Here is a 25,985-nt window from a genome sequence, read left to right as displayed (position 1 = left end):
CCGCCTGCCGCCCCCGACGAGCTGCCGGGCGTAGTCGATGTTCTGCCGGAACCCCTGGAAGGGCTCGATGGGCTCGTCGGTCGGCACGTCCGTCCTCGATTCGGTGAGCATTGCGCGACAGCGTAGGAGAGGCCCGCCCGCGCGCGCCGGGGAACGCGGGACCGCTTCCGGTCGGAGGGCCGTAGCCTGGGCGGACGATGGAGCATATGGAGACGCCCTGGGGTGCGGTCGCGCTCGCCCGGTATCCGGAGGACGGGCGGTTGCGCGCGTGGGACGCGGCCGACGAGTACCTGCTGCGGCATCTCGCCGAGGGAGGCGTCGATCTGTCCGGTTCGGTGGTCGCGCTGGGGGACCGGTGGGGTGCGCTGACGGCGGCGCTCGCCTCGGCTCCCGGCGCCCGGACGGTCACGCAGGTCGGTGACTCCTACCTTGGCCGCACCGCCACGGTGGGCAACCTGGAGCGCAATGGCGTCGAGCCGTCGTCGGTGCGGCTGCTGACCACGCGGGACGCGCCGCCGGAGCGGGTGGACGTCCTGCTGGTGCGCGTGCCGAAGGCGCTGGCGCTGCTGGACGACCAGCTTCGCCGTATCGCACCGGCTTTGCACGCGGGCAGCGTCGTCGTCGGCACCGGCATGGTCAAGGAGATCCACACGTCGACGCTGCGCCTGTTCGAGGACATTCTTGGCCCGACGCGGACGTCCCTCGCCGTCCGCAAGGCCCGGCTGATCTTCACGAGCCCGGACAAGGCGGACGAAGCGGCCCCGAGTCCGTGGCCCCAGCGCTATGCGCTGCCCGCCGACGTCGGCCCCGCCTCCGGACGGACGGTCGTCAACCACGCGGGGATCTTCTGCGCCGACCGCCTCGACATCGGCACCCGGTTCTTCCTGAACCACCTGCCCACGGGCGATTTCGCCCGCGTCATCGACCTCGGCTGCGCGAACGGCGTCGTCGGCCTCAGCGCCGCCCTCGCCCATCCGGACGCCGACATCCTGTTCACCGACGAGTCCTACCAGGCGGTGGCGTCGGCGGAGGAGACCGTCCGCGCGAACGGCCTGGCGGACCGCGCGAGGTTCCGCGTGGGCGACGGCCTGGACGGCCTTCCGCCGGGCTCGGCCGACCTCGTCCTGGTGAACCCGCCGTTCCACTCGCACCAGGCCACCACCGACGCGACCGCCTGGCGCATGTTCACCGCCGCCCGCGACGTCCTGGCCCGCCACGGCGAACTGCACGTCGTCGGCAACCGCCACCTCGGCCACCACGCCAAACTCCGCCGCCTCTTCGGCAACTGCACCACGGTCGCGTCGAACCCCAAGTTCGTCGTCCTGCGCGCCGTACGCCGCTGAGGTGCGTCCGGTCGGCGGGCGAGGGTGCGCGTCGCGTGCCCGGCGGCGAACTCTCGTGAAGGAGAAAGCATGCGGTCGGTCGTTCCCGACTATCTGGCCGAGGTACTCCGCGACGTGGAGGCCGACGCCTCCGGACGGCTCGCGGGGTACATCCCCGAACTCGCGGCGGCGGACCCCGAGCGCCTCGGCGCCGTCTTCGCCACCGTCGACGGCGAGGTCTACGGCGCGGGTGACGTCGACGTCGAGTTCACGATCCAGTCGATCTCGAAGCCGTTCGCGTACGCGCTGGCCCTGTCCGACCGCGGATTCGACCCGGTGCTGGCCAAGGTCGGGGTCGAGCCGTCGGGGGAGGCGTTCAACGAGATCTCCCTGGAGAACGACACGGGCCGCCCCCGCAATCCGATGATCAACGCCGGTGCGATCACCACGCACGCCCTCGCCGGTCCGGGGGACATGACGCCCGCCGAGCGCGTCGAACGCGTCGTCCGGGGGCTCTCGGCGTTCGCCGGGCGTCGGCTGAGGGTCGACGAGACGGTGTGCGCGTCCGAGATGGACAACGCGCACCGCAACCTCGCCATCGCGCACATGCTGCGCAGCCACGGCATCCTCACCGAGGACCCGAGGGCGGTCGTCGACGGCTACATCCGCCAGTGCTCGGTCCTCGTGACCGCGCGGGACCTGGCCATGATGGCCGCGACGCTCGCCAACCGGGGCGTGCATCCCCGCTCGAACGAGCAGGTGGTGGACGGGGCGGTGGTGCGCCAGGTGCTGAGCGTCATGGCCACGTGCGGCATGTACGACGCGGCGGGGGACTGGGCGACTCAGGTAGGCATCCCCGCGAAGAGCGGCGTGGCCGGGGGCCTGATCGGCGCGCTTCCCGGTCAGCTCGGCATCGCCACCTTCTCCCCCCGGCTGGACGGGCATGGGAACAGCGTGCGCGGTGTTGCGCTCTTCGAGCGGTTCTCGTCCGATATGGGAATGCATGTGATGGAAGTTCCACCTGCGGCGCGTGCGGTCGTACGTTCCAACCAAATCCGCCCGGGTACGGGAGGCATGACGCGGATCTTCCGGCTGCAAGGGGGAATCCGCTTCGCGGGAGCCGAGCGGATCGTCCGCGAGGTCGTGGAGACCGCGCCCGCAGAGCCGCGGGTGGTTCTCGACGTCTCCCTGGTCTCGTCGATCGACGACGTGGCCCGGCGCATGCTCCTGGAGGTCGCGCGCCGGCTCACCCTGGACGGTCACGAGGTCTGTCTGGTCGATCCGGAGACGATGATCCCGGACCCGGACCCCGGCGACGGGGGCCGGCTCACGGTCGTCGGTGATCTCGAACAGGCCGTGAACCCGCGTCCGATCACGTCCGGCCGGAAAAACGAATCGAAGGGGTCATGACCATGGGATTCATCTCGGTGGGGAACGAGAACAGCACGTCGATCGAGCTGTACTACGAGGATCAGGGTTCCGGGCAGCCGGTCGTGCTGATTCACGGGTATCCGCTCAACGGCCATAGCTGGGAGCGGCAGACGCGCGAACTGCTGGAGCGGGGCTACCGCGTCATCACCTATGACCGCCGCGGTTTCGGCCGGTCGTCGAAGGTGGGTACCGGCTACGACTACGACACCTTCGCCGCCGACCTGAACACGGTGCTGGAGGCTCTGGACCTGCGCGACGTCGTGCTCGTCGGGTTCTCGATGGGCACCGGGGAACTCGCCCGCTACGTGGCCCGGTACGGGCACGAGCGCGTCGCCAAGCTCGCGTTCCTCGCTTCGCTCGAACCGTTCCTCGTGCGGCGCGACGACAATCCCGAGGGCGTTCCGCAGGAGGTCTTCGACGGTATCGCCGAGGCCGCGAGAGGCGATCGGTACGCCTGGTACACGCAGTTCTTCAAGGACTTCTACAACCTGGACGAGAACCTGGGCGGCCGCATCAGCCAGGAGGCCGTCACCGGTAGCTGGAACGTCGCGGTCGGCAGCGCACCGGTCGCGGCGTACGCGGTGGTCCCGGCCTGGATCGAGGACTTCCGCGGCGACGTCGAGGCGGTCCGCGCGGCCGGCAAGCCGACCCTGATCCTGCACGGTACGAAGGACAACATCCTGCCGATCGACGCCACGGCACGCCGGTTCCGCCAGGCGGTCCCCGAGGCCGACTACGTCGAGGTCGAGGGCGCTCCCCACGGCCTGCTCTGGACCCACGCCGACGAGGTCAACACCGCCCTGACGGACTTCCTCGCCAAGTGATCGCCACGACGCGGAGGGCCGCCGGGCGGCGGCTCCTCCGCGTCCCCCGGCGAAACGAACGAAGGACGAACGCGAGGATGCGTTCGCCCTTCGGTAAGCGGGTGCGCCGTCAGGGACTTGAACCCCGAACCCGCGGATTAAGAGTCCGCTGCTCTGCCAATTGAGCTAACGGCGCGTGTCTGGCCGGTGTCCCGGCGACGAGTGAACTTTAGCAGGCGGCCGCGAGTCAGTGCGAATCGGTTCTGCTGTGCGGGGAGCCGGGCGGGAGGGCGCTGACGACGCCGCGCCACAGGGCGATCGCGCGGGCGCGGGACGGCACCCCGAGCTTGGCGTAGATGCGGTTGACGTGGTTCTTCACGGTCTTCTCGCTGAGGAAGAGCTGCCGGGCGATCTCGCCGTTGGAGCGGCCCGTCGCGATGAGGTCCATGACCTCCGCCTCGCGGGCCGACAGGCCGCCGCCGACCCGGGTCGCGTCGCGGACGCGGCGGATCAGGTCGGGCGCGGTGAAGCCGTCCGGCGCCAGATGCCCGCAGGCGCCCGCGCGCAGCGCCGACTCCAGCGTGGACGCGTCGCCGTCGACCGGGGCGATCATGACGAAGACGCGCGACGTCCGGCTGAGCGGCGACGTGCAGCCCGCCCGCGCGGCCGCCGCGTCCAGCAGGACGACGTCCGGCCGGAGCCGTTCGGCCAGTTCGAGCGCGGCCGGGCCGGTCGAGGTCTCGGCGACGACCTCCAGCTCGGCGCTGCCGGTCAGCCGCGCGACGACATCGGCGCGGGCCCGGGGATCACCGTCCACCACGAGCACGCGCAGGGGGGCCGTTGCGTCGAGATCCATCCCGCCTCCGGCGGTCGCCCTGAGCCTGTCCAGGTCCCGGCAGCATAACCGTCCGCTGACGCCCCGCCCAAGCCCCGGCGATCAGGACGGACGCAGCGCCCGCACCGGCTCGGCCAGCTCGGTGGCGAAGAACTCGAAGAAGCCGTCGGGGTCGGGACCGGCGTTCATCAGCGTCAGGTGGTCGAACCCGGCGTCGACGAACTGCTGCGCGACCTCCAGATGGCGGGCCCTGTCCGGGCCGCAGCCGAAGTTCTCGCGCATGTCGTCCTCGGTGACGGTGGCCGTCGCGGCCTCGAAGTTCACCGGGTTCGGCAGTTCGGACTGCACCTTCCAGCCGGTGACGCCGAACCGCATCAGCCGGTGCGCGGACGCGACGGCGGACTGCTCGTCCTTCGCCCACGCCAGCGGCACCTCGCACCAGCGCTCACCGGCGCCGCCCGCGTCCCGGTAGGCGTCCAGGACGGACTTGTCGGGCAGCGTGTTGAACAGGCCGTCGCCGAGTTCGGCGGCGATCCCGGCGGCGCGTCCGCCGCTCGCCGCGACGACGATCTTCGGTGTCTCGGCGGGCAGGTCGAACACGCGGGCGTCGTCCAGATCGAGGTATTTGCCCTCGTAGGAGTGGTAGCCGCCGGACCACAGCAGCCGGATGATCTCCAGCGCCTCGCGCAGCATCTCGTGCCGCACCCGCACCGACGGCCAGCCGGAGCCGATGATGTGCTCGCTCAGGTTCTCGCCCGACCCGACGCCGAGCGTGAACCGCTCCTCCGACAGGATCGCGACGGTCGCCGCCGCCTGCGCGATGATCGCCGGGTGGTAGCGCATCGTCGGGCACGTGACGCCGGTCGCCAGCTCGATCGTCGCGGTGCGCTCGGCCATCGACGCGAGCATCGACCACACGAACCCCGAGTGCCCGTGGCTGAACAGCCACGGATGGAAATGGTCGCTGACCTCGACGAAGTCGAACCCGGCCCGTTCGGCCTCCACGGCCTGCCGGACGATCTCGCGCGGGTCGTACGCCTCGGCGAACAGCTTGTAACCGATCTTCATCGTCATCCCCCCGGACCGGTTCATGCCCGGGAGCCCCAGGGGCAATCACGGCTCGCGGGCGTCGCGGGCATCTGCTAGACCGAGGGGGACGGAGGAGGTGCCGGATGGTGCAGGTGGCGGTGGGGCAGTTCGCCCCCGGGCTGGACAAGGCCGACAACTCGGCCCGCGTGCGGTCGCTGGTGGACGAGGCGGCGGGACGCGGCGCGGACGTCGTCGTCCTGCCCGAGTATGCGTCGTTCACGGCGCCCCGCATGGACGAGCGGTTCGCCGCCGCCGCCGAACCGCTCGACGGGCCGTTCGCCGCGACGCTGTCGGAGCTGGCGTCCGGGCACGGCGTCCACGTCGTCGCGGGTTTCGCCGAGCACGCCGATGCGGGCCGCATCCACAACACCCTGCTGGCGTTCGGCCCGTCCGGCGAGATCGAGGCGACGTACCGCAAGATGCACCTCTACGACGCCTTCGGCTACCGCGAGTCCGACGTCGTGCTCCCCGGCCCGCTGGACACCCCCGAGACTTTCACCTCCGGCGCGATCACCTTCGGACTCCAGACCTGCTACGACGTCCGCTTCCCCGAGGTGACGCGCCGCATCGTCGACGCGGGCGCGACCGCTCTGGCCCTGCCCGCCGAGTGGGTTCCGGGCCCCCTGAAGGAGGACCACTGGCGCACCCTCGTCCGAGCGCGGGCCATCGAGAACACGATGTACATCGCCGCCGCAGGCCAGAACGGCCGCCACGGCGCCGGAAACAGCATGATCATCGACCCCATGGGCGTGACCCTGGCCTCCCTGGGCGAACAGGACGGCACGGCCCTGGCCCTTCTGGACCCGGCCCGCCTGGAGTCCGTCCGCCGGACCAACCCGGCCCTGACCCTCCGCCGCTTCACCACGACCCCCCGCTGACGGCGGTGCGCGCCGGTCAGTCGACGACGGCCGCAACGGCCTCCAGCTCCACGAGCTGGTCGTCGTAGCCGAGGACCGTGACGCCCATCAGCGTGCTCGGCACGTCGTGGTCACCGAAGGCGTCGCGCACCACCTCCCACGCCGCGACAAGATCGGCCCGCCGGGACGAGGCGACGAGTACCCGCGTGCTGATCACGTCGTCGATCGTCGCCCCCGCGGCGGCCAGCGCGCGCGTCAGCGTCTCGACGCATGCCGCCGCCTGCCCCGCGTAGTCGCCGACCGCGAGCGTCGTCCCGTCCTCGTCTAGCGGACAGGACCCGGCGAGGAAGATCAGCCGGGCATCGCGCGGCGCAGTCGCGGCATACGCGTACTCCGCGACATCGGACAGGTTCGAAGCGCGGATCAACTGCACACGACTCGCCATACGCCCCATCCTCGCAGACCGGTCATGCCTGACCTCGGCGCGGGAATGGCGGGGGCGGTGCCGGGGTTCGGGGTGGCATGGAGCTTCAGGTCGTGTTGCCGGACGAGTCGATCGCGATGCCGGCGGAGGTGCTGGTGGAGGTGGCCCGGGGGGCCGAGGAGCTGGGGTTCGCCGGGGCGTGGCTGCCCGATCACGTGTTGCCGCCGGGGGAGTACGGGGCGACGTTCGGCGGGGTCTACGAGCCACTGGTGACGATCGGGTATCTGGCCGCCGTCACGCGGCGGCTGTGGTTCGGGACGTCGGTGCTGGTCGCGCCGTTGCGCGACCCGTTCGTGCTCGCCAAGCAGGCCGCCACGCTGCACCGGCTGTCGGGCGGGCGGTTCGTGCTCGGGGTCGGGGTGGGGTGGAGCGAGGAGGAGTTCGCCGCAGTCGGCGCCGACCACGGGCGGCGCGGCGAGATCACCGATGACGTGCTGGCGCTGCTGCACCATCTGTTCGGCGGCGGCACGGCGCCCTACCGGGCCCGCCGGTTCTCCTACGAGACCGGGGTGTTCGCGCCCGTGCCGGACGGCCGGGTTCCCGTCATGGTCGGCGGCAACAGCGACGCCGCCCTGCGCCGCGCCGCGCGGTACGCCGACGTCTGGCAGGGAGTCCCCGCCGACCCCGGCGCCTTCGCCGAGCGGGCCCGCAGACTGACGGAACTCGCCGCCGGACGCGACGTCCGCGCCGCCCTCCGCATCGCCTGGAACGGCACCGAACCCGCCGAAAGCGTCGCCGACCGCGTCCGGGCCTACCGCGACGCCGGAGCGTCCGAGATCGCCGTCCACTTCGGCCCCCACGAGGGCACCCGCGCCCGCATGGAGTCCCTGACCACCGCCCTCACCGACCACTGACCGCAACGACGAAGGACCCGGTCATCTTCATGACCGGGTCCTTCGTTTGATGGGGTGAGTGACGGGACTTGAACCCGCGACATCTTGGACCACAACCAAGTGCTCTACCGGCTGAGCTACACCCACCGTGGCCGGGGTGCGTGGGCCCCGGCTTTCAGAAGTGTAGCGGGTTTCGGGGGGTGGTCGGCACCGGTGCGGTCAGGGGGTGCGGGGGGCGGCGACGGTCTCGGCGGCGACCGCGCGGGCGGTCGCGAAGTCGGGGCCCGGCTGGGGGACGAAGACGGCGGCGCGGTAGTAGCGGAGTTCCTGGATGCTCTCGGTGATGTCGGCCAGGGCCCGGTGGCCGCCCTTCTTGGCGGGGCTGGCGGCGTAGGCGCGCGGGTACCAGCGGCGGGACAGCTCCTTGATGGAGGAGACGTCGACCATGCGGTAGTGCAGGTGGCCGTCCAGGGCGGGCATGTCGCGGGCCAGGAAGGAGCGGTCGGTGGCGATCGAGTTGCCGCACAGCGGCGCCTTCTTGGGGTCCTTGACGTGCTGCTTCACGTAGTCCAGGACGGTCGCCTCCGCCTCGTCCAGCGTGACGCCGCCGGGCAGCAGTTCCAGCAGGCCGGAGGTGGTGTGCATGTCGCGGACGACCTTCGACATCTGCTCCAGCGCCTCGGCCGGCGGCTTGATGACGATGTCGACGCCCTCGTCGAGAATGTTGAGGTCGCTGTCGGTCGTCAGGGCCGCGATCTCGATGAGGGCGTCGTCGCGCAGCGAGAGACCGGTCATCTCGCAGTCGATCCAGACCAGCTTCTCGTTCGCCATAAGCCTCTCACCCGCAAGAACGTCGCGCTCCGCCCGCCGGACGGTGAGCGGTGCCACATTCCGACGGATCTGTACCCGCCCAGGTTAAGCCCAGGAGGCCCGCCGCACGGTACCGTCCCTCACCACGACGGCGCCGCGGGCCCCGGCTCCAGGCGCGGGTCGGGCTCGGCCGGGCCGTACGACGTCCGCACCGGCATCACCCCGGCCCAGACGGGCAGCGCGTAGTCCTCCTCGTCGTCCACCGGCGGCCCGGACCGCGCCTTCACCGACGCCTCGTCCAGCGGCAGCGCCAGCACCGTCGTCGCGGCCAGCTCCTTGCGGGTCGGCGGGCGGGTGGCCGCCCACCGGCCGGGCGCCATGCTCTCGGTCAGCGCCTCCAGCGCCGCGAGCTTCTCCGCCGGGTCGGTGACGACGCGCGGACGCCCGTACACGACGGCGCTGCGGTAGTTCACCGAGTGGTGGAACGCCGACCGGGCCAGGACGAACCCGTCGAGCAGCGTCACGGTCACGCAGATCTCCCCGGACGACGCGCCCAGCAGGCTCGCCGACCCGGACGAGCCGTGCAGGTACAGCGTCTCGCCGATCCGCCCGTATCCGGTGGGCAGGACGCGCGGGGCGCCGTCCACGACGACGCCGAGGTGGCAGATGCGCCCCTCGTCCAGGACGGCGTGCAGCGCGTCGCGGGAGGTGAGCGCGCGGTCCTTTCCCCGCCGCAGCCGTGTCCGTTCTGTCGTTGAAAGCGATGTCATGACCGTTAATCTAGACGGGAAGTGGACTGTTCCAAAGATCCACTCACGACCGAAAACGGGATACCACTTGGACGTTCCGCTCGTCCTGGACCGTTCCGCCGCCGAACCGCTCGGCGTCCAGCTCGTCGCGCAGCTCCGCGCGGCGCTCACCGGCGGACGGCTGCGCGCCGGTGAGCGCCTGCCCTCGACGCGCGCGCTGGCCGCGACGCTCGGCGTCGGCCGCGCCGTGGTCACCCAGGCGTACGAGCAGCTCTACGCCGAGGGCTGGCTGGAGGGACGGCACGGCTCGGGCACCTACGTGAGCGGCCTGCTCACCGCCGACCCCGTCCCGCCGCCCCCGCCGCACGAGCCGTTCCGCACGAACGAGGCCCCCGCCGGGACGATCGACCTGCGCGCGGGCATCGCCTGGACGGGCGCGCTCGACACCCCGGCCTGGCGCCGCGCCTGGCGCGCCGCCGCCGTCGCCCGGCACCCCGAGCGGGCGGACGTCCGCGGCCTGCCCGCGCTGCGCGAGCTGATCGCCGGGCACGTCCGGCGCGGGCGCGGCGTGCCCTGCGACGCGTCCCGCGTGCTGGTCACGCGCGGCGCGACGCACGGCCTGGACCTGCTCGCCGGGGCCGTGCTGCGTCCCGGCGACCGCGCGGGCGTCGAGGAGCCCGGGTACCGCCGGGCCAAGAGCGCGCTGCGGGCGCGCGGCATCGAGGTCGTGCCGTGCCCGGTCGACGAGCACGGCCTGATCGTGGACGCGCTGCCGGACGGCCTGCGGCTCGTCTACACGACGCCGTCGCACCAGTTCCCGCTGGGCGGCGTGCTGCCGGTGCCGCGCCGCCAGGCGCTGCTGGCCTACGCCCGCCGCAACGGCGCGCTGGTCGCCGAGGACGACTACGACGGCGAGTTCCGCTACGACGTCGCACCGCTGCCCGCCCTGTACGGCCTGGACCCCGACGTCGTCGTCTACCTCGGCACGACCGGCAAGACGCTCACCTCGGCGCTGGGCGTCGGCTGGCTGATCGCCGAACCGTCGCTGGTCGCGGACCTGGCCCGGCACCGCACCGCCGTGGGCGACCGCACCCCGGCCCTGCCCCAGGAGGCGCTGCGGACGCTGCTGGACGGCGGCGACGTGGACCGCCACGTCCGCCGCATGCGCGCCGAGTACGCCCGCCGCCGCGCCGTCGTCGCCGGGGCGCTGCACGGCCTGCGGCTGCGCGGCGACACGGCGGGCCTGCACCTGGTCGTCGAGCTGGGCGCCGCCGCGGCCGTCCGCGTCACCGCGGAGGCCGGGCGCCGCGGCGTCCTCACCGAGACGGTCGCGAGCCACGGCGCCTCGCGGTACTCCGGCCTGGTCGTCGGCTACGGCGGCGCCGCCACCCACGCCGACCTCCGCGCCGCCTGCGCCGTCCTGCGCGAACTGGCCGTCGGCCGGGGTCTATGAGCGGGTGGCGCGGACGGGTTGCGGGACGGGCGCGGCGAGCGCGCCCGGGTCGAGGTCGCCCGGGAGGCGCGGCGGGGGGAGCCGGGCCGGGGCGGGACGCGGGGCGCGCGACGGGGCGGTGACGGGCGTGTCCGGGCCGGTGAGGCGGCGGACGTCGATGCCGCCCGGGTCGGGACGCTGCGAACCGGGCACCTGGGACGCGCCGAAGTGGCCGCCCCGCGCCCAGTCGCGGCGGTCGCGGCGGGCCTGGTAGGAGTGCGGGGGCGGCAGCGGGGGACCGGCGGGCCAGCGGCGGGCCACGCCCCAGCCGTCCGCCCAAGCCATGATCGTCTCCACGCCGGGCAGCGTCCCGGCCGTGAACGGCTCGGCCGTCAGCGCGACCACCATGATCTGGAGGCACGTCCGCCCCTCGTGCCCGACGTCGCCGAGCAGCCCCGCCGCCCGGGTGGCCGGGACGAGCTGGATGATCTCGCCGCTGCGCGGGTTCCACACCAGATGCGCGGGCCGGCCCGCCCGGGACAGGTCGGCCGCCACCGAGCGGGCCGACACCGCCCGGGGATCGGAGTCACTGCCGAACCAGACCGCGCGCGGGGCGCCGCCCCGCAGCCGTCCGCCGTCCTCGCGGGCCGGTGTGCGGCCCGCCTCCGGCAGCCATGCGTCTGCCACCGTGCGTCCTCCTGATCGGGCGCGCCCACGCCCTGCCTGAGTTCGGATCTTCCCTGCCCCCGGCGTCGCCGGGCCGTACTGGTATTCGCGCAGGTCGCCCCCGGGCCCGGCAAGATCATGTGCGCGGCCGATTGTGGCCTTTCCGTGACGGCCCGGTCGCGTACAGCGCGGGACGCCCCCGCCCTTCCGCTGTGAACCGAGCCACGTTCTAATAGGGCGTCATGAGCGCTGACACGAGTTCCGCCGCCGTCCCCGGCCTCGACGTTCCCCGCCTCACGGACTGGCTCGCCCGCGCCCTGCCCGGCGCCGGAGCCGTCACCGGCGCCGAACTCATCGCCGGTGGACGCTCCAACCTGACCTACGGCCTCACGCTCGCGGGCGGACGCCGCGTCGTGCTGCGCCGCCCGCCGCTCGGCCACGTCCTGCCCACCGCGCACGACATGGCCCGCGAGTACCGCGTGATGACGGCGCTCGGCACGGGCACCGACGTCCCCGTCCCGCGCACCCTGGCGTTCTGCGACGACGAGGACGTGCTCGGCGCCCGCTTCTACCTCATGGACTTCGTGGACGGCCGCGTCCTGCGCACCGAGGACGACGCCGCCGGGCTCACCGCCGACCAGGCGCGCGGCCTCAGCGAACGCCTCGCCACCGCCCTCGCGGCGATCCACACCGTGGACGTGGACGCCGCCGGGCTCGGCGACTTCGGCCGCCCGTCCGGCTACATGGAACGCCAGGTCCGCCGCTGGGACCAGCAGTGGCGGCGCTCGCAGGACGCCATCGAGGAGGCGGGCGGCGACCCCGCCGGGCCGGAGTACGACCGGCTCGTCGTCCGGCTGCGCGAACGCCTCCCGCAGGACGCGCCCGCCCGGCTCGTGCACGGCGACTTCCGGCTGGACAACGCGCTCGTCCGGCTCGACCCGCCGGAGATCGCGGCCGTCGTGGACTGGGAGATGTCCACGCTCGGCGACCCGCTGTCCGACCTCGGCCTGACGCTCGTCTACTGGGCCGAGGCCGCCGACCCCGACGGCCTGCCGGTCGGCGCGACGATCACCGCCGCGCCCGGCTTCCTCACCCGCCGCGAGTTCACCGACCGGTACGCCGACCTGACCGGCTACGACCTGTCCGACCTGGACTTCTACGTCGCGTTCGCCTGCTTCAAGCTCGCCGCGATCCTCGCGGGCATCCACGCCCGCTTCCTCCAGAACGCGACGGTCGGGGAGGGTTTCGACGCCATCGGCGCCGCCGTCCCGGTCCTGCTGGACCGTGCCCACCGCATCCTGGACGCGCGCTCGCCGTTCTGACGAGTCGCGGGGAGGATGGTGCGGGTCGGTCACGGTGCGTCGGGCTCCGGCTCCTCGGGTTCCTCGGGCGGGCAGTTCCACGTGACGGAGGCCGCTCCGCCGGGCGCGAACGACACCGATCCGCCCCCCGCTCCGGAGCATTCCCCGGTGCGGGTGGCGCTCACACCCGCGCTCTGCCCGGCGAGCAGCGTCCCGCCTCCGGCGGCGCTCACCCCGGACGTCCCGGCGACCGACCACCGCACGGTGCCGCCGACCGCGCGGACCGTGACGGTGCAGGACGATCCGGCGCCCATCGAGCAGCCCGACACCGCCAGCGTCCCCGGCCGTGAACTCGACGGCGGCGGAGGCGGCTTGACCGTGCGCGACGGCCGGGGCGTCCGGGTGCGCCGCGTCGGCGTGGCCGTGGGCGTCGGCGTCGCGGACGACGTGGTGGGCGTCGGTGTCGGGCTCGGCGTCTCGCTCGGCTCGGCCGGCTCGTCGGTCAGCGGGTCCTCCGACGGCGCCGCGACGGACGCGGACGTGCTCGGCGTCCCGCCGCCCGCCGTGGGCTGCGCCCGGCCCGGCATGAGGAAGTAGGCCCCGGTGACGACGACGAGCACCGCCGCGGCGGCGGCCAGCGCGGGCCACAGCGGCGGCGTGCCGCGCCGCTCGGGCCGCTCGGCCGGGCCCGGCCCGGTGCCGTCCACCGGCAGCGGGCGGCCCTCCTCGTCGAAGGTGTTCGCGCGGGCGGCCAGCGCCTCCAGCTCGTCCATCCGGTCGGGGTCGGACGCGGCGGCGATGACGGCGGCGGGCAGGTCGGACGGCAGCAGCGCGACGGGCAGCACCTGCATGAGCCGCCGCGACGAGACGGTGCGTTCCCGGCGTTCGGAGCAGACCGGGCAGTGCTCGATGTGCCGGGCGAGCTTGCGGGCGACCGACGGCGAGAGCGGCCCGTCGCCGTCGTCGGCGAGCGCGGCGACGCTCGGGCAGTCCTCCCGGCCCGCGTGCGCGATCATCGCGGCGGCGAGGGACTCGTCGAGCCGGGCGACGGCCTCGTCGGCGAGCCCGGCGGCGTCGCCCGGCGGCAGGCCGAGGACGGCGGCGATCTCGTCGGTGTCCAGGTCGTGCCGGAGCAGCAGGTCGAGCGTCTCGCGCTCGCGTCCGCGCAGGCCCGCCAGCGCGCTGTGCACGAGCCGCCGCGTCTCCAGGCGGCGGGCGTGCTCGGCGGCGTCGAGGAAGGCGTCCTCGACCTCGGGCGCCTCGTGCCGCTCGGCGGGACGGTCGGGGGAGCGCAGCCGCCGCAGGCACTCGTTGCGGACGAGCGTGTACACGAACGGCCGCAGCGGGTTGCGCTCGTGCAGCAGCTCGCCGTGCGCCCAGATGGCCAGCAGCGCGTCGCGCAGGGCGCGGGACGCCTCGTCCTGGTCGCGCAGCAGCGCGTGGCAGTAGTCGAACAGCCGGGCCGCGTAGCGATCGGAGAGCTGCGAGAGCGCGGCGGGCTCGCCGTCGCGCAGTGCCCGCGCGAGGCGCTCGTCGGCGGTGCGGTCGAGACTGGGCCAAGCGGACACTGGGGTCCTCCCCGCGGACTGTGGAGGGGCACGGGTGGCGGGAGCCGAGGGGAGTCGGGTTCCGCGCCGCGCGGGCGGGCCGCCCCTGATCGCGGATCAGGGGGAGAAGGTCGGAGGCCCGACGGCCCCGCTCCCCGTCGGGCCTCCACATAGAAAGACGGGGGAGTCGGGGGATCGGTTGACACCCATCCGCAGATATTTCAGGAGATTTACGGGGACGGGCACCCGGAACGCGAACGGGCCGGTCAGCGCCCCGCCGAGGGGGACGCCGACCGGCCCGTTCCGCGCGGGCTACTCCGCGATACGCCGGGAGAGCATCGCCAGGAAGATCTTCTTGATCTCCTCGGCGGTCATCGCGATCTGCACGCTGCCGTTGGTGGCGGCGGCGATCTGCTCCAGCTCGTTGCGGTCCACGCCGTCCCCGAACCCGATCATGTTGATCTGGATCGGCTTGTTCGGGTCCTTGAGGCGCTTGATCTCGTTGAGCGTCTGGCGCAGCGTCGGGCCGCCGCCCGGGTCGTCGTTCTTGCCGTCGGTGAGCAGCAGGATCGAGTTGCCGAACTCGGGCTTGTAGGTGCGGCTCATCTCCTTGTACGCGGCGATGGCCGTCTCGTACAGGGCGGTGTCGCCGTCCGGCTTGGGCTCCATCTGCGACAGCAGCGACAGCATCTGGTAGCGCCGCGTCGTCGACCCCGCGACGCGCTCACCGAGCGGCCCGATGCTGATCGACTTCTTGTAGGGCACGTTGCCCTGCATCTTGGTGGAGAACAGCCAGTGGCCCATCTCGGTGTCGTTGGACATCATCGACAGCCCGCCCTGCGACACCCGCGCGATGGCCTGGAGCCGGTTCATGTTCGGCCCGACCTTCTGCGCCATCGACCCGGACACGTCGGTCAGCACCAGCATGCGCAGGCCGAGCGACAGCTTCGACCACGACTGCATGACGCCCGCGACCTCGGCGGCCTTGGGCGAGGGGAGCTGACGCGGCCGGGACGGGCTCACGCCGAGCTTGTCGGAGAAACCGGCGGGCGCCTTGCCGTCGGGGGCGCGGAAGCCCAGTTCCTGCACGTCGGCGCGGGTCTCCGGCGACGTCAGCGCCTGCTCCAGCAGCGCGGCGGCCTTGGCCTTGGCGTCGTCGGCGGTGGTGATCGCGACGGGGTAGTCCATCGACAGCGTGCCCTCAAGGGGGTACAGCGCGACGGCGGGCTCGCCCGGGGACGACTTGTTGTACTTCCAGACGGCCTGCTCGGGCGCGAGCGCGATCGGCTGCTTGCCGGTGCGGCCCTTCTTGAAGTACTTGAACTGGTCCTCGACCTTGGGGACGGTCGCCTCGCGGACCGTCCGCACGATGCCGGTGAAGATCGGGCCCTTGTTGGGGTCGTTGGTGAGCAGCGCGTCGGTGACCATCAGCGCGCCCATGCCGGTCGCGTTGTTGGCGGGCTCGGGCAGGAACAGCCGTACCGCGCCGGGCGGGATCATCTGGTTCTTGGTGACGCCGCCGCCGGGGACGCCGCCCGCGGCCTTGAGCAGGTTGTCCCAGGACGGGGTCGCGGTGACGCCCTCGCGCTGGAGCTGCCCGGCGAGCGTGCGCGGCAGGCCGACGACGATGGGGGTGGTCGCCACCGACGTCTTGGTGGTGGTGACGGCCTCCTTGCCCTTGTCGGAGCTGCGCACCAGGGACGTCCACAGCGACGAGTCGGGAATCCACACGTCCGGGCGGGCGCTGTCGCCGGTGGCGACGCCCTGGCCGGACAGCAGCGTGGCGACGGTACCGGGCTCGGCCTTGACGACCTTGGCCTGGGCGCACTTGCCGCCGACCTTGTGGCGGGCGTCGTTGTAGCGTCCGGCCGCCTTGACGACGGCGGGCTCGATGTCGGGCGCGGCCGAGACGGTGAGCTTGAGCGCGTCGTCGCCGTCGCAGCCGCCGCCGGTCCCGGCGAACGCGTAGACGCCCACGCCGAGCAGCACGGCGAGGCCCACCGCGCCGGCCAGCGGGCCGATCATCGCGCCGCGGCGCTTCTTGCGGCGGCGGCCGGGGTCGTCGCTGTAGCCGCCGGACGCGCCGGGGCCGTAGCCGCCCGAGTCGCCCGAACCACCGGCGCGTCCGCCGAAGAACCCGGCGGGGCGCTCGTCGGATCGCGAGACCGACTCATAGCCGCCGTAACCGGCGCTGGACGCGCCCGGCAGCCGGTAGCCGCCGGAGTCCTCCTCGCGGGGGGCGTCGCGCCTGGGTTCCTGCTCGCCGTAGCCGCCCTGCGCGGAGCGGCCGAGGCCGTAGCCGCCCGCGTCGGAGGCGCCGGTGAAGCCGCCGGCGCCGTAGGCGGGGGGCTGCTCCTGGGCACGGGGCTGGTACCAGTCGGGGGTCTCGTCCTCGGGCTCCCGGGGCGGCGGGTTCACCGGGTGGCTCTGGCTGTCGCGCGGCGCGAACCAGTCGGACGAACCGTCGTTGGCGGGCCCGAAGACCGGATCTTGCCCGTCCCCCGGCGGACCCTCGGGGAAGTCATTGCGATGACGTCCGCTCACGGCAGCCTCGATTCACCAGAAACCCGTCGATGTTCCCCGGCACTGTAGTAGTACGACAGAGAGGTTACAAAGAACTCAAAATTGATGATGGTGCAGGTCGTCCCCGTATGGCCCGACGATCTTGCTGCCGGTGCGGTCGGTCGCACCGTCCGATCGTCGGCGCCGACCCGCGCCGGGCCGGGGCGTCCCGCCGCTTCGACGGCGGAGGGCGAGACGACCGGGCGAACCCGGAGGAACCCGGCGCCTGGGCAGGATAACCCGGCGCACCGACCGGTTCGGCGCGGACCCCCGCACGCGGCGCCGACCGGCAGAATGGGGACATGGCTCGCCTGGTCACCGTCACCGATCCCGCCGACCCGCGCCTCGCGGACTACACGCGGCTGCGCGACGTCAACCTGCGCAAGAGCCTGGAGGCCGAGCACGGGCTGTTCGTCGCCGAGGGCGAGAAGGTCATCCGGCGGGCCGTCGGCACCGGGCATCCGGCGCGGTCGTTCCTCATGGCGCGGCGCTGGGTCGAGCCGCTGGCCGACGTGCTGGACGGCGTGGACGCCCCCGTCTACGTCGCGGACGACGCCACCGTCGAGGCCGTCGCGGGGTTCCCGGTGCACCGGGGCGCGCTGGCGTCGATGCGGCGGCTGCCGCTGCCGGAGGTCGCGTCGGTCGTCGCGGCGGCGGGGCGGCTGCTCGTCCTGGAGGACCTGGTCGACCACGCCAACGTCGGCGCGATCTTCCGCTGCGCCGCCGCGCTCGGCGTCGACGCCGTCGTGCTGTCGCCGCGCTGCGCCGACCCGCTCTACCGGCGCGCGGTCAAGGTGTCGATGGGCGCGGTGTTCGCCGTCCCGTACGCGCGGATGCGGCACTGGCACGACGGCCTGGCCGAGCTGCGCGCCGCCGGGTTCACGCTGCTGGCCCTCACCCCCGACGCGGCGGCCGTCCCGCTGGACGACGCCCCCTCCGGCGACCGCGTCGCCCTGCTGCTGGGCGCCGAGGGCGACGGCCTCACCTCGCACTGGCTCGCGGAGGCCGACGTCCCCGTCACCATCCCGATGAGCCCCGCCGCCCTCGGCCAGGGCGTCGACTCGCTGAACGTCGTCGCGGCGGCGGCCATCGCCTGTCACGCTCTGGTGCGCGGCTAGGCGGGCGTGGGTTCGCGTTCGTCGTCGCGCTCGGCGGCGGTCTCCCTGCGGTGGGCGCGGATCGAGACGGCCAGGGCGGCCGCCCAGACCGCGTAGACGACGGCGTAGACGGCCCAGCGGACGCCCGCGCCCGCGTCGATCCAGTCGCTGCGCAGCAGCGTGCGGGCATTGGTGAGGATGATCACGCCGCCGACCGCCGAGCCGAGCACGCGCGGCGGGATGTGCCGGACGAGCCAGGCCGCGATCGGCGCCGCGATCACGCCGCCGATGAGCAGCGCCGCGACCCAGGTGGCGTCGATGTCCTCCGCGCCGATGCCGACGATGAACCCGGCGCTGGCCGCGACAGCGACCAGGAACTCGCTGGTGTCGATGGACCCGATCGTCTTGCGGGGCTCCAGGCGCCCGCTGGCCAGGATCGCCGGGGTGCCGACCGGGCCCCAGCCACCGCCGCCCGTCGCGTCCACGAACCCGGCGACCGCGCCGAGCGGCGCGAGGAACCGGCGGCGCAGCGGCAGGCCGAGCCGGTCCTTGCGCAGGCCCTTCACGGTGAAGCGGACGAGGATGTAGGCGCCGAGCGACAGCAGGCTCAGCGACATGATCGGCGCGGCCGTCTCGGTGGACAGGTTGGACAGGAACGTCGCCCCGGCGAACGCGCCGGCCGCGCCGGGGATGCCGATCCGGGCGACGACCTTCCAGTCGACGTTGCCGAACTTCCAGTGCGCGGCACCGGACACCAGCGTGGTGCCGATCTCGGCGAGGTGCACGGTGGCCGACGCGGCGGCGGGGTTGGTGCCGATGGCCAGCAGCAGGGTCGTCGAGGTGACGCCGTAGGCCATGCCCAGGCTCCCGTCGACGAGCTGGGCGCCGAGGCCCACCAGGGCGAGCAGGACGAGTTTGCGCATGATCCTCTCCGGGGCGACGGGTCACCGGTATACCCGTTATTCCTACCAATCAAGTCAAATTGATAGGCCGGAATCCGTCATCCGGGGAGTGCGCCGGGGGTCAGCGCTTGCCGTACACGCCGCGCCGGGGGCGCCGGTGGGTGCCGGGCGTCCGGCGGGCGCGCTCGGCGGCGGCCAGCGCGCGGGCCGTCCGGACGCGGCCGATCCGCAACTGCGTCAGCAGCAGCGACACCGCCACCAGCAGCGCCGCCAGCCACGCCGCCTGCGTGCCCGCCACGCGCTCGAACTCCAGATCCTGCGCGACCGGCGCCTGGTTGCCGCGCAGCCGGTTCTGCCCCGGCCGCGCCGCGCTCGCCGGGGACGTCTGCGGCGCGGCGATCGACGGCAGCGCGACGTCGCCGCCCTTCGCCGTCGGGGGAGCCGTGCCGAAGGTCGCGTTCGGCGCCGGAGGCGTGTACGGCGGCGGCGCGACGGTCGCGGCCCGCCCGCCGCCGGACGGGACCGGCGCCTCCGGTTTCGGCGCCGGCTCCGGCCGGGGCGCGGGCCTCTTCGCGGGCGGGCGCACGGGCACCGTGTAGGTGATCGTCGCCCTCTCCCGCGCCTGCGGGGCGTTCGCGGCCTCGACCGTGACCGTGACGCTGAGCCTCGTCGTCTTCTTCAGCGACTTCGGCAGCGACACGTGCGCGGCGACGGTGTCGCGTTCGTCCGCGTCGAGCGTGCCGAGGACGCAGCCCGCCGCCGTGAACGGGGCCGGGCACTCACCGCCGATCTTCGCCGCCTTCGCCGACGCCGTGACGCCGGTGACGCGGACGTCCGTCGCCGTCGCCTCGGCCGCGCGGACGCGGATCGTCAGCGCGACCCGCTCGCCGGGCTTCGCCTCGTCGGCGTCCGGGACGGCGCTCAGGACGAGCTTCGCGTCGGGCGTCGGAGTCGGCGTGGGGGAGGGGGACGCGGTGGGCGACTCGCCCGGCGAGGGCGAACCGCTCGGGTCGGGGGACGGCTCCGCCAGCGCCGCCGGGGCTCCGGCGGCGATCACCGCCGCCGCGCCGAGCCCTGCGAACAACGCCTGTCCCCCCGAGCGGGAAAGCACGCCCTGCACCTCCGTCGCGTGACCGTTCGACGCCTGGGGTCCGCCGTACCCCCGAGGCTCCTCCCGGAATCATGCGAACACGGGCAAAGGGCCGGAATCAACCCTGTCGCGTGCGCACCGCTCAGACGGCGTCCTCCCGGACGTCCTCGATCTCCGCGCGCGGCGCCCAGCTCTGCCACACGCCCTGGTCGATACGGTCCAGCCCGAGCGCCTCCGCGACCGGCGCCCGGCCGCCGGTGTACTCCACCCGCAGCCACCCCTCGTGCTCGCCGACGATCACGAACGGCTCGCCCCGCCACCTGCACGTCGTCCGCACATAGCGCAGCCCCTCGACCTCGAACGCCGGGACGATCCGGCGGTACCGGCCCGGCCGCAGCTCGTCGAACCCGTCCGTCGGCTCGGTCGCGTACAGCCGGATCTCCCCGTCGGCGCCCGGCGCGGCCTCGAAGTCGCGACCCAGCCAGCGCGCCACATAACCGTCTCTGATCGGAGCCATGATGCCCGCCCTTCCGTCAGCGCTCAGGAGGTCGCGTCGGACCGGTCCGGCTCGGGCACCGCGCCGTCGCCCTCCGGACGCAGCCACGCCAGCCGGTCCGGGTCGTACATCGCCACGAACCGCTCGGACCGGTCGGCGCCCAGCACGTACATCTCCGCGCCGTACGGCAACCGGACGCTGTCGACCTTGTACTCGCGGATCGTCCCGGCACTGCCCGGCGCGAACCCGCCGCCCTCGAACGGCGCGGCCTCCACCACCCAGCCCGCCTCGCCCCACGCGGCCAGGTCGGCCTCGGACCGGCCGCCGAACGGCACCCGGTACAGCGCCGGGCAGTACGCGGGCCAGCGGATCACGTGCACCGCCGCGTCGTCCGGCGCGAACGCGGCCCCGTCCGACAGCAGGCCCAGCGTCGCGTAGAGCTGGTCGGGCGTCTGGAGTTCGGCGACGTCCGACGTCGGATGCACGAAGCCGCCGACGCGGTCGTACCCCTGCTCCAGGTACCAGCCGACGTGCTCGTGCGGCACGACCTTCTGCATGATCGTCGGCTGCGCGACCGGTTCGCCCTCCGGCTCCGGCAGACCCGCGTACGGGTCCGGCGCGGGCCGCTCCTCGACCGGCAGCGGGCGCGGCCCCGTCTCCAGCGACGGCGGCACCGTCATCTCCGGACGGGCCCGCACCAGGCCGACCCGCACCGCCCACGCGCTCAGCGCGCGGACCTGCTCGCCCTCCAGCGACGCGCCGATCCGGGTGCCCGGATTGAGGACCATCGCCCAGTCGTCGCGCGGCCACGCCGCGATCAGCTCGCGGAAGTCGGCGTAGACGAACCGCGACTCGGGCAGCACGTCCCGCAGCCGCACCAGCGACGTGAACACCCGCACCGAGCCCGCGTCGCGCAGCGCCGCGTCCCAGCGGAAGTCGCCCTGCACCGGCGTGACCTCCAGCGGCGCGTCGTCCGGGATGGGGACGAGCACGTTGGCGGCCAGCAGGACGCGCAGGAACGCGTCCGAGTCGCCGCCGAGGGCGGCTTCGTGGAGTTCCTGGTCGATGCGGTTGCCCGGGGTGAACGGCTGCTCGGGGAGCTGCGGCGTCTCGATCGGGCGCGGCTCGGGGGCCGTGGGCGCGGGGCCGCTCAGGGCGCGCACCTGGTCGGCGGTCAGCGTCGCGTCGATCGGGGTGCCCGGGTTCAGGACGAGCGTCCAGCCGCCGTCCGGCCACGCCGTGACGATCTCCAGGAGGCTCGGCATGACGAACCGGGACGAACCGATCGCCTCGTTCATCCAGCGCAGCGACGTGAACACCTGGATCGACGGCCGTCCGTGCACCGGCACCGGCCGCCACGGGAACTCGGAGTCGTCGGGGGTGATGCCCCACGGCGTCTCCGGGTCGGCCGGGACGAGGACCTGCGCGCCCAGCAGCACCTTGAAGAACGCGTCGGTGTCGCGGCGCAGCGCGGCCTCGAACAGGCGCTGCTCGACGTCGTTCTGCGGGTCGAACGCCTCGGCCATCCGCCGCGCCGTCCGCTGGTCGGCCCAGCCCGCCAGGCCCGGCAACTGGTCGGCGAGGATCGTCCCGCCCGCCGGGGAACCGGAGTTCACGGCCAGCATGAGTCCCGGCTCGGGCCAGTACCGCAGCACGTTCGTGAACGGCAGCGTCAGGTACTCGGTGCCGGTGCCCTCGGCGCGCGCCGCCTCGACCAGCCGCTCGGGCGACGTGTACAGCGGCAGCGCCCGGACCCCGTCGACCTCGACCGTGCGCCACGGGAACCCGGTGCGCCCGGGCCGCAGCGTGTAGTCCATCTCCTCGGGGACCGGCAGCAGGATCTCGGCGTCGGCGAGCGTCTGCACGAACAGATCGTGATCGTCGGCCCCGGCCGCCGCCAGCAACGCCCGCTCGACGTCGTTGGCGGCCTGAAACCCGGCCCGCCGCTCCGCCCGCCGCCCGGCCCGCTGCTCCCGCACACTCTCCCAGGGAGCCTCATCGTCCCCCCCGGGCCCCGCATCACCCACCCCCGGCGCATCGGCCGAAGCCCCGTAGGGGGCCTGAGCCCCTTCCACCGATACGTGCGGCGCGGGCGCGTCGCTCGCGCCGCCGCGCGGCGGAAGCGCACCTTCGGTACGTGCGTCGGGCGCGGACGGCTCGCTGAGTCCCAGCGCGGAAGCGTCGCTCGCGCCGCCGCGCGGCGGGAGCGAGCCTTCGGTACGTGCGTCGCGTGCGGACGGCTCGTTGAGGCCCGGCACGGGTGCGCTGCTCGTGCCGCTGCGCGGCGGGAGCGAGCCTTCGGTACGTGCGTCGGGCGCGGACGGTTCGCTGAGGCCCGGCACGGGCGCGTTGTTGGTGCCGCCCGGGGCGCGGTTGTCGCTCGCGGGGGCGCCGCCGTGCGGCGGGCGTGCGCCCTCCGTGCGTGTGTCGGGCGCGGTCGGCTCGTTGAGGCCCGGCGCGGGTGCGTCGGTCGTGCCGCTGCGCGGCGGGAGCGCGCTTTCCGTTCGCGTGCCCGGTGCGGACGGTTTGTTGAGGCCCGGCGTGAGCGCGTTGTTCGTGCCTTCCGGGGCGCGATTGTCGCTCGCGGGGGTGCCGCTGTGCGGGGGGAGCGTGCCTTCCGTTCGCGTGTCGGGCGCGGACGGGCCGTTGAGGCCCGGTGCGGGCGCGTCGAGCGGCGGGAGGCTGCCTTCCGCCTGCGCGTGGGGCGCGGACGGTTCGTCAAGGCCCGGGGCGCGGTTGTCGCTCGCGGGGGCGTCGTGCGGCGGGAGCCCGCCCCCGGGTCGGGTACCGGCTGCGGACGGCTCGTCCGTACCCGGCGCGAAGCCTTCGGGCGGTCCGGCCGCGAACGGAGCTTGGCTTTCACGCCCGGGGACGCCTTCGCGGGGCGGGGCGGCGCCTTCCGTTCGTGCGCTGGGCGGTTCGTCCGTGCTCGGCGTGAAGGCTTCGGACGGGTCGCCCGCGAAAGGCGCCCGGTCCTCGTGGGCGGGCACGCCGTCGAGCGGTGGGAGCGCGCCTTCGTGCCGCGCGTCGGCCGTCGACGGCGCTTGCCCTTCGCTCAGGGGGGCGCCGCTGTGCGACGAGAGGGGGCCGCCTGTCCGTGCGTCGGGCGTCGGGGCTCCCGGTGCGCCGCCGTGCGGGGGGAGTCCGGCTTCCGCGCGCGTGTCGGACCCGGGCGTGGGGTCGGTGGCGAAGGGCGTCCGGTCTGCGGGCGCGGCGCCGTGCGGGAGCGCGCCTTCCGGTCGCGCGCCGGACGCGGGTTCGATGGTTCCAGGCGCGGGGGGCTGGTGTGCCCCGCCCGCGAAGGGCGGCCGGTCTTCGCCCGCAGGCGCGCCGCCGTGCGGCGGGAGTGCGGGCGCCGTCCCGCTCGCGTGCGGCGCGAGGCTCTGGCTGGCAGCCGGGGCGTCGTGCTCCGGGAGCGCGGCGGACGTCGGCTGTCCGGGCGCCGTCCCGCCCGCGTGCGGCGCGGGGCTCTGGCTCGAAGCCGGGGCGTCGTGCGCCGGGCGCGCGCCTTCCGGGCGTGCGTCGGACGGTCCGCCCGCGACGGGCGCCGGGCCTTCGCTCGTCGGCTCGTATGTCCGGCCTGCGCGGGGGTCGGGCGTGTACGGCGGCTGGCCCGCGTCGTCGGATGTCGGGAATGCCCGCCCGTGGCCGCCGTCGGGCACGGGCGGCTCGCCCGGACTCTGCGGACGGTCCGCACCGGCGGGCCCGCCCTGCGACGGCGCGCCGGGCTCAACGCCCGCGCCGTAGGGAGGCCGCCCGGCCGCGAACGGCGGCGGCCCCTCGGCCGGGAGGTACGAGAACCCCTCGTCGGGGCGCGCATTGGACGGCCCCTCCTGCGCGGGCGCACCATCGCGCCGTCTGGGCAGCGCGTCCTCCGGCCGCGACGGACCACCGGACGCCGGGAACCCCGGCCCGGAACCCTCGGCCACGAAGGGCGGAGGCGCACCCGGCCCGGCCCCGGGCTCCTGGGCGAACGGCGACGACAGCCCGGGGAACGAAGCGCCCCCGCCGTCCTCCGCCGACGCCGGAGGCGAGGGCGCGGCGGAGCGCGGCGGCTCCACCCCGAACCCGTCCGGCGGCGCAGCGTCCCCGCGCCCGGCCGGGGCCTCGTCCGCACGAGCACCCCACGCGTCCGACCCTGCCGAACCCGAGCCGCCGGGCACACCCGGTGCCGCGCCGGGCTCGGCTTCGTCCGACCCCGGCGAACCCAACGCCGCCCCACCGTCCGGACGCGCATCATCCACGTCACGGCCAGGCTGCGCATGCGGCACCCCGCGCGGGTCCAGCGGCGTCCCGCCGCTGACACGCGGATCGACCGACGCGTCGTCGCGACCGGGCAAGGAGTTCTGCCCAGCGCCGCCGCCCGCACGAGAACCACCGAGGGCGGCGTCGTCCGGCGCACCCTGCGCGTGCGATCCCAGCGGCGTCGCGCCCGTACCGCGCGGCACGGCATCGTCTTGGCCTGGTCGCGGCGCGCTCTGCGGGTGCGGCGCGAGCCCACGCGAGCCCAGCGGCGTCGCGCCGGTGCCATGCGGCATGGCGTCGTCCTGGTCCGGTCGCGGCGCGCCCTGCGTATGAGGCGCGGACTCGTGCGAGACCTGCGGCGTCGCGCTGGTGCCGTGCGGGTCGCTCGGGGCGGCGTCGTCTTGGTCTGGGCGCGATGCGTTGTGCGGGCGCGGCGCCAGCCCATGCGAGCCCAGCGGCGTCGCGCCGGTGCCGTGCGGGTCGCTCGGTCTGGTGTCGGGGAGGCCCGGTGCGGTCGTCTCGTGCGGGGTGGACTCGTCACGTCCCGGCTGGGGTGCGCCCTTTGCGTGCGGCGTCGCGCCGGTCTGGGTCATGCCGGTGGCGCGGGAGGCGTCGGCGTGGCCCAGTTGCGGGACGGCCGGGTCGGTCCCCGGAGCGTCGTTCCGGCCCGACGAAGACGCCTCACCAGTGTGCCGTGCCCGGTCGTGCGGTGCGGCGTCGTCGCGTGCCTGGTGGGCGGCGTGCTGCGTGGGTGGTGCCTTAGCGAGCGGGTTGGGGCGGGGTGAGGGGTCGCCCTGCGCGTGCGGCGTCGACGGGGCCGACGTGTCGCCGGGCTCGGACGGGCGGGACGCCGCGTCCTGCGCCGGTGCCGTGCCGTCGGGCGCGCCGGGGGACGCGTGACGAGCCAGCAACCCCGGACGTCCGGCCTGCGGCGGGTGCGCGTCGCCGTCCGCGAGCTGCCGGACGAACCACGACGGCAGACGCCCCTCGATCGGGAGCGGCGCGACGCCCGGCGAGGACGCCGCGGGAACGTCCACGGCGAGCCACCAGGCGTTGTCCGGCCACGACTGCGCGAGGTCCTGGAAGGTGAGGGTGAGGAAGTGCCGGTAACCGTCGCCGAGGCAGGCGCGCATCGCCGCCGCCGACGTGTAGACCAGCGCGTAGACGCGCCCGTCCTCCTCGTGCGTCGGCCACGTCGGCCGCGCGCCGCCGCCGAGGACGCCGTCGACGACCTCCGGCGCCACGGGCACCACCAGTTCCGCCCCCGCCAGCGCGCGGAAGTACCCCTCCTGGTCGCCCGACGCGACCGCGTCCGCGAGCCGTTCCTCCAGCGCTGACGTGGGCCGCCACGCGTCGGCCACGGTCGCCACCCCCTGATTCGTCTCCGCTACGGACCTGCCTACGCTACATGGGCGAACAGGCGCAAAGCTCCCC

The 25,985-nt window shown here is 74.4% G+C and carries 20 protein-coding genes and 2 tRNA genes; 8 read left to right on the top strand and 14 right to left on the bottom strand.

All coding sequences use genetic code 11. The annotated features are described in order from the left end of the window. Positions 1-206 precede the first annotated feature (206 nt). From C229_RS0113360 to C229_RS0113350, 3 genes are all read left to right on the top strand, one after another. On the top strand, positions 207-1,343 hold the full coding sequence (locus C229_RS0113360) for a methyltransferase (protein ID WP_018655581.1): 1,137 nt from the start codon (positions 207-209) through the stop codon (positions 1,341-1,343). 69 nt (positions 1,344-1,412) lie between these two features. After that, complete coding sequence (locus tag C229_RS0113355; protein WP_018655580.1) at positions 1,413-2,732, top strand: glutaminase; 1,320 nt, start codon at positions 1,413-1,415, stop codon at positions 2,730-2,732. 2 nt (positions 2,733-2,734) lie between these two features. Next, complete coding sequence (locus tag C229_RS0113350; RefSeq protein WP_026313756.1) at positions 2,735-3,577, top strand: alpha/beta fold hydrolase; 843 nt, start codon at positions 2,735-2,737, stop codon at positions 3,575-3,577. 102 nt (positions 3,578-3,679) lie between these two features. Here the strand turns inward: C229_RS0113350 and C229_RS0113345 are convergent. The 3 genes from C229_RS0113345 to C229_RS0113335 all read right to left on the bottom strand — a co-directional run bounded on the left by C229_RS0113345 (position 3,680) and on the right by C229_RS0113335 (position 5,459). Then, positions 3,680-3,752 (bottom strand) — tRNA-Lys (locus C229_RS0113345). A 51-nt stretch (positions 3,753-3,803) separates the two neighbouring features. Beyond that, positions 3,804-4,412, bottom strand: a complete 609-nt coding sequence (locus tag C229_RS0113340) for a response regulator transcription factor (protein ID WP_018655578.1) — start codon at positions 4,410-4,412, stop codon at positions 3,804-3,806. A gap of 81 nt (positions 4,413-4,493) precedes the next feature. Then, positions 4,494-5,459, bottom strand: a complete 966-nt coding sequence (locus C229_RS0113335; RefSeq protein ID WP_026313755.1) for a TIGR03557 family F420-dependent LLM class oxidoreductase — start codon at positions 5,457-5,459, stop codon at positions 4,494-4,496. Positions 5,460-5,563: 104 nt separating this feature from the next. Between C229_RS0113335 and C229_RS0113330 the strand changes: the two genes are divergently transcribed. Next, complete coding sequence (locus C229_RS0113330) at positions 5,564-6,358, top strand: carbon-nitrogen hydrolase family protein (RefSeq protein WP_018655576.1); 795 nt, start codon at positions 5,564-5,566, stop codon at positions 6,356-6,358. A gap of 16 nt (positions 6,359-6,374) precedes the next feature. Here the strand turns inward: C229_RS0113330 and C229_RS0113325 are convergent, their stop codons facing one another. Further along, positions 6,375-6,782, bottom strand: coding sequence for a RidA family protein (locus tag C229_RS0113325; RefSeq protein ID WP_018655575.1), 408 nt, complete (start codon positions 6,780-6,782; stop codon positions 6,375-6,377). A gap of 77 nt (positions 6,783-6,859) precedes the next feature. Here C229_RS0113325 and C229_RS0113320 point away from each other — a divergent pair, with 77 nt between their 5' ends. After that, positions 6,860-7,675, top strand: coding sequence for a TIGR03619 family F420-dependent LLM class oxidoreductase (locus C229_RS0113320; RefSeq protein ID WP_018655574.1), 816 nt, complete (start codon positions 6,860-6,862; stop codon positions 7,673-7,675). A 50-nt stretch (positions 7,676-7,725) separates the two neighbouring features. On the opposite strand, the gene C229_RS0113315 is transcribed toward C229_RS0113320, so the two are convergent. The 3 genes from C229_RS0113315 to C229_RS0113305 form a co-directional block, all read right to left on the bottom strand. Then, positions 7,726-7,801: transfer RNA gene (locus C229_RS0113315), tRNA-His, on the bottom strand. A 72-nt stretch (positions 7,802-7,873) separates the two neighbouring features. Further along, positions 7,874-8,485 carry an oligoribonuclease gene (gene orn, locus C229_RS0113310; RefSeq protein ID WP_018655573.1) on the bottom strand — a complete coding sequence of 204 codons (612 nt, stop codon included), beginning with the start codon at positions 8,483-8,485 and terminating at the stop codon, positions 7,874-7,876. Positions 8,486-8,604: 119 nt separating this feature from the next. Next, positions 8,605-9,234: a pyridoxamine 5'-phosphate oxidase family protein gene (locus tag C229_RS0113305; RefSeq protein WP_018655572.1), complete on the bottom strand. Its 630-nt coding sequence runs from the start codon at positions 9,232-9,234 to the stop codon at positions 8,605-8,607. Positions 9,235-9,301: 67 nt separating this feature from the next. Here C229_RS0113305 and pdxR point away from each other — a divergent pair, with 67 nt between their 5' ends. Further along, positions 9,302-10,666 (top strand): MocR-like pyridoxine biosynthesis transcription factor PdxR, encoded by a 1,365-nt coding sequence (gene pdxR / locus C229_RS0113300; protein WP_018655571.1) that lies wholly within the window; start codon positions 9,302-9,304, stop codon positions 10,664-10,666. Here pdxR and C229_RS35770 read toward each other — a convergent pair. Then, entirely contained in the window at positions 10,661-11,332 is a 672-nt protein-coding gene (locus C229_RS35770; RefSeq protein WP_018655570.1) for a hypothetical protein, read from the bottom strand. The genes pdxR and C229_RS35770 overlap by 6 nt on opposite strands. 221 nt (positions 11,333-11,553) lie before the next feature. On the opposite strand from C229_RS35770, the gene C229_RS0113290 reads away from it, so the two are divergent. Continuing rightward, complete coding sequence (locus tag C229_RS0113290; protein ID WP_018655569.1) at positions 11,554-12,633, top strand: phosphotransferase family protein; 1,080 nt, start codon at positions 11,554-11,556, stop codon at positions 12,631-12,633. Positions 12,634-12,662: 29 nt separating this feature from the next. Here the strand turns inward: C229_RS0113290 and C229_RS0113285 are convergent, their stop codons facing one another. Together C229_RS0113285 and C229_RS0113280 are read right to left on the bottom strand one after the other, a co-directional pair. Further along, positions 12,663-14,180, bottom strand: coding sequence for a sigma-70 family RNA polymerase sigma factor (locus tag C229_RS0113285; protein WP_020608192.1), 1,518 nt, complete (start codon positions 14,178-14,180; stop codon positions 12,663-12,665). Positions 14,181-14,471: 291 nt separating this feature from the next. Then, a complete protein-coding gene (locus C229_RS0113280; RefSeq protein ID WP_018655568.1) occupies positions 14,472-16,703 on the bottom strand; it encodes a substrate-binding domain-containing protein in 2,232 nt (743 codons plus the stop codon). Between the two features lie 320 nt (positions 16,704-17,023). On the opposite strand from C229_RS0113280, the gene C229_RS0113275 reads away from it, so the two are divergent. Further along, positions 17,024-17,839 (top strand): TrmH family RNA methyltransferase, encoded by an 816-nt coding sequence (locus C229_RS0113275; protein WP_018655567.1) that lies wholly within the window; start codon positions 17,024-17,026, stop codon positions 17,837-17,839. On the opposite strand, the gene C229_RS0113270 is transcribed toward C229_RS0113275, so the two are convergent. The 4 genes from C229_RS0113270 to C229_RS0113255 all read right to left on the bottom strand — a co-directional run bounded on the left by C229_RS0113270 (position 17,836) and on the right by C229_RS0113255 (position 25,921). Beyond that, positions 17,836-18,741, bottom strand: a complete 906-nt coding sequence (locus C229_RS0113270) for a sulfite exporter TauE/SafE family protein (protein WP_018655566.1) — start codon at positions 18,739-18,741, stop codon at positions 17,836-17,838. The two genes, C229_RS0113275 and C229_RS0113270, sit on opposite strands and share 4 nt — an antisense overlap. A gap of 100 nt (positions 18,742-18,841) precedes the next feature. Then, positions 18,842-19,831: a COG1361 family protein gene (locus C229_RS0113265; protein ID WP_155884815.1), complete on the bottom strand. Its 990-nt coding sequence runs from the start codon at positions 19,829-19,831 to the stop codon at positions 18,842-18,844. Positions 19,832-19,952: 121 nt separating this feature from the next. After that, positions 19,953-20,327: a hypothetical protein gene (locus C229_RS0113260; protein WP_033424341.1), complete on the bottom strand. Its 375-nt coding sequence runs from the start codon at positions 20,325-20,327 to the stop codon at positions 19,953-19,955. A gap of 23 nt (positions 20,328-20,350) precedes the next feature. Further along, positions 20,351-25,921 carry an SseB family protein gene (locus C229_RS0113255; protein ID WP_026313753.1) on the bottom strand — a complete coding sequence of 1,857 codons (5,571 nt, stop codon included), beginning with the start codon at positions 25,919-25,921 and terminating at the stop codon, positions 20,351-20,353. Positions 25,922-25,985: the final 64 nt, after the last annotated feature.

The organism is Actinomadura flavalba DSM 45200, assembly GCF_000374305.1.
Taxonomy (GTDB): domain Bacteria; phylum Actinomycetota; class Actinomycetes; order Streptosporangiales; family Streptosporangiaceae; genus Spirillospora; species Spirillospora flavalba.
This window is presented reverse-complemented; position numbering and strand designations above follow the sequence as displayed.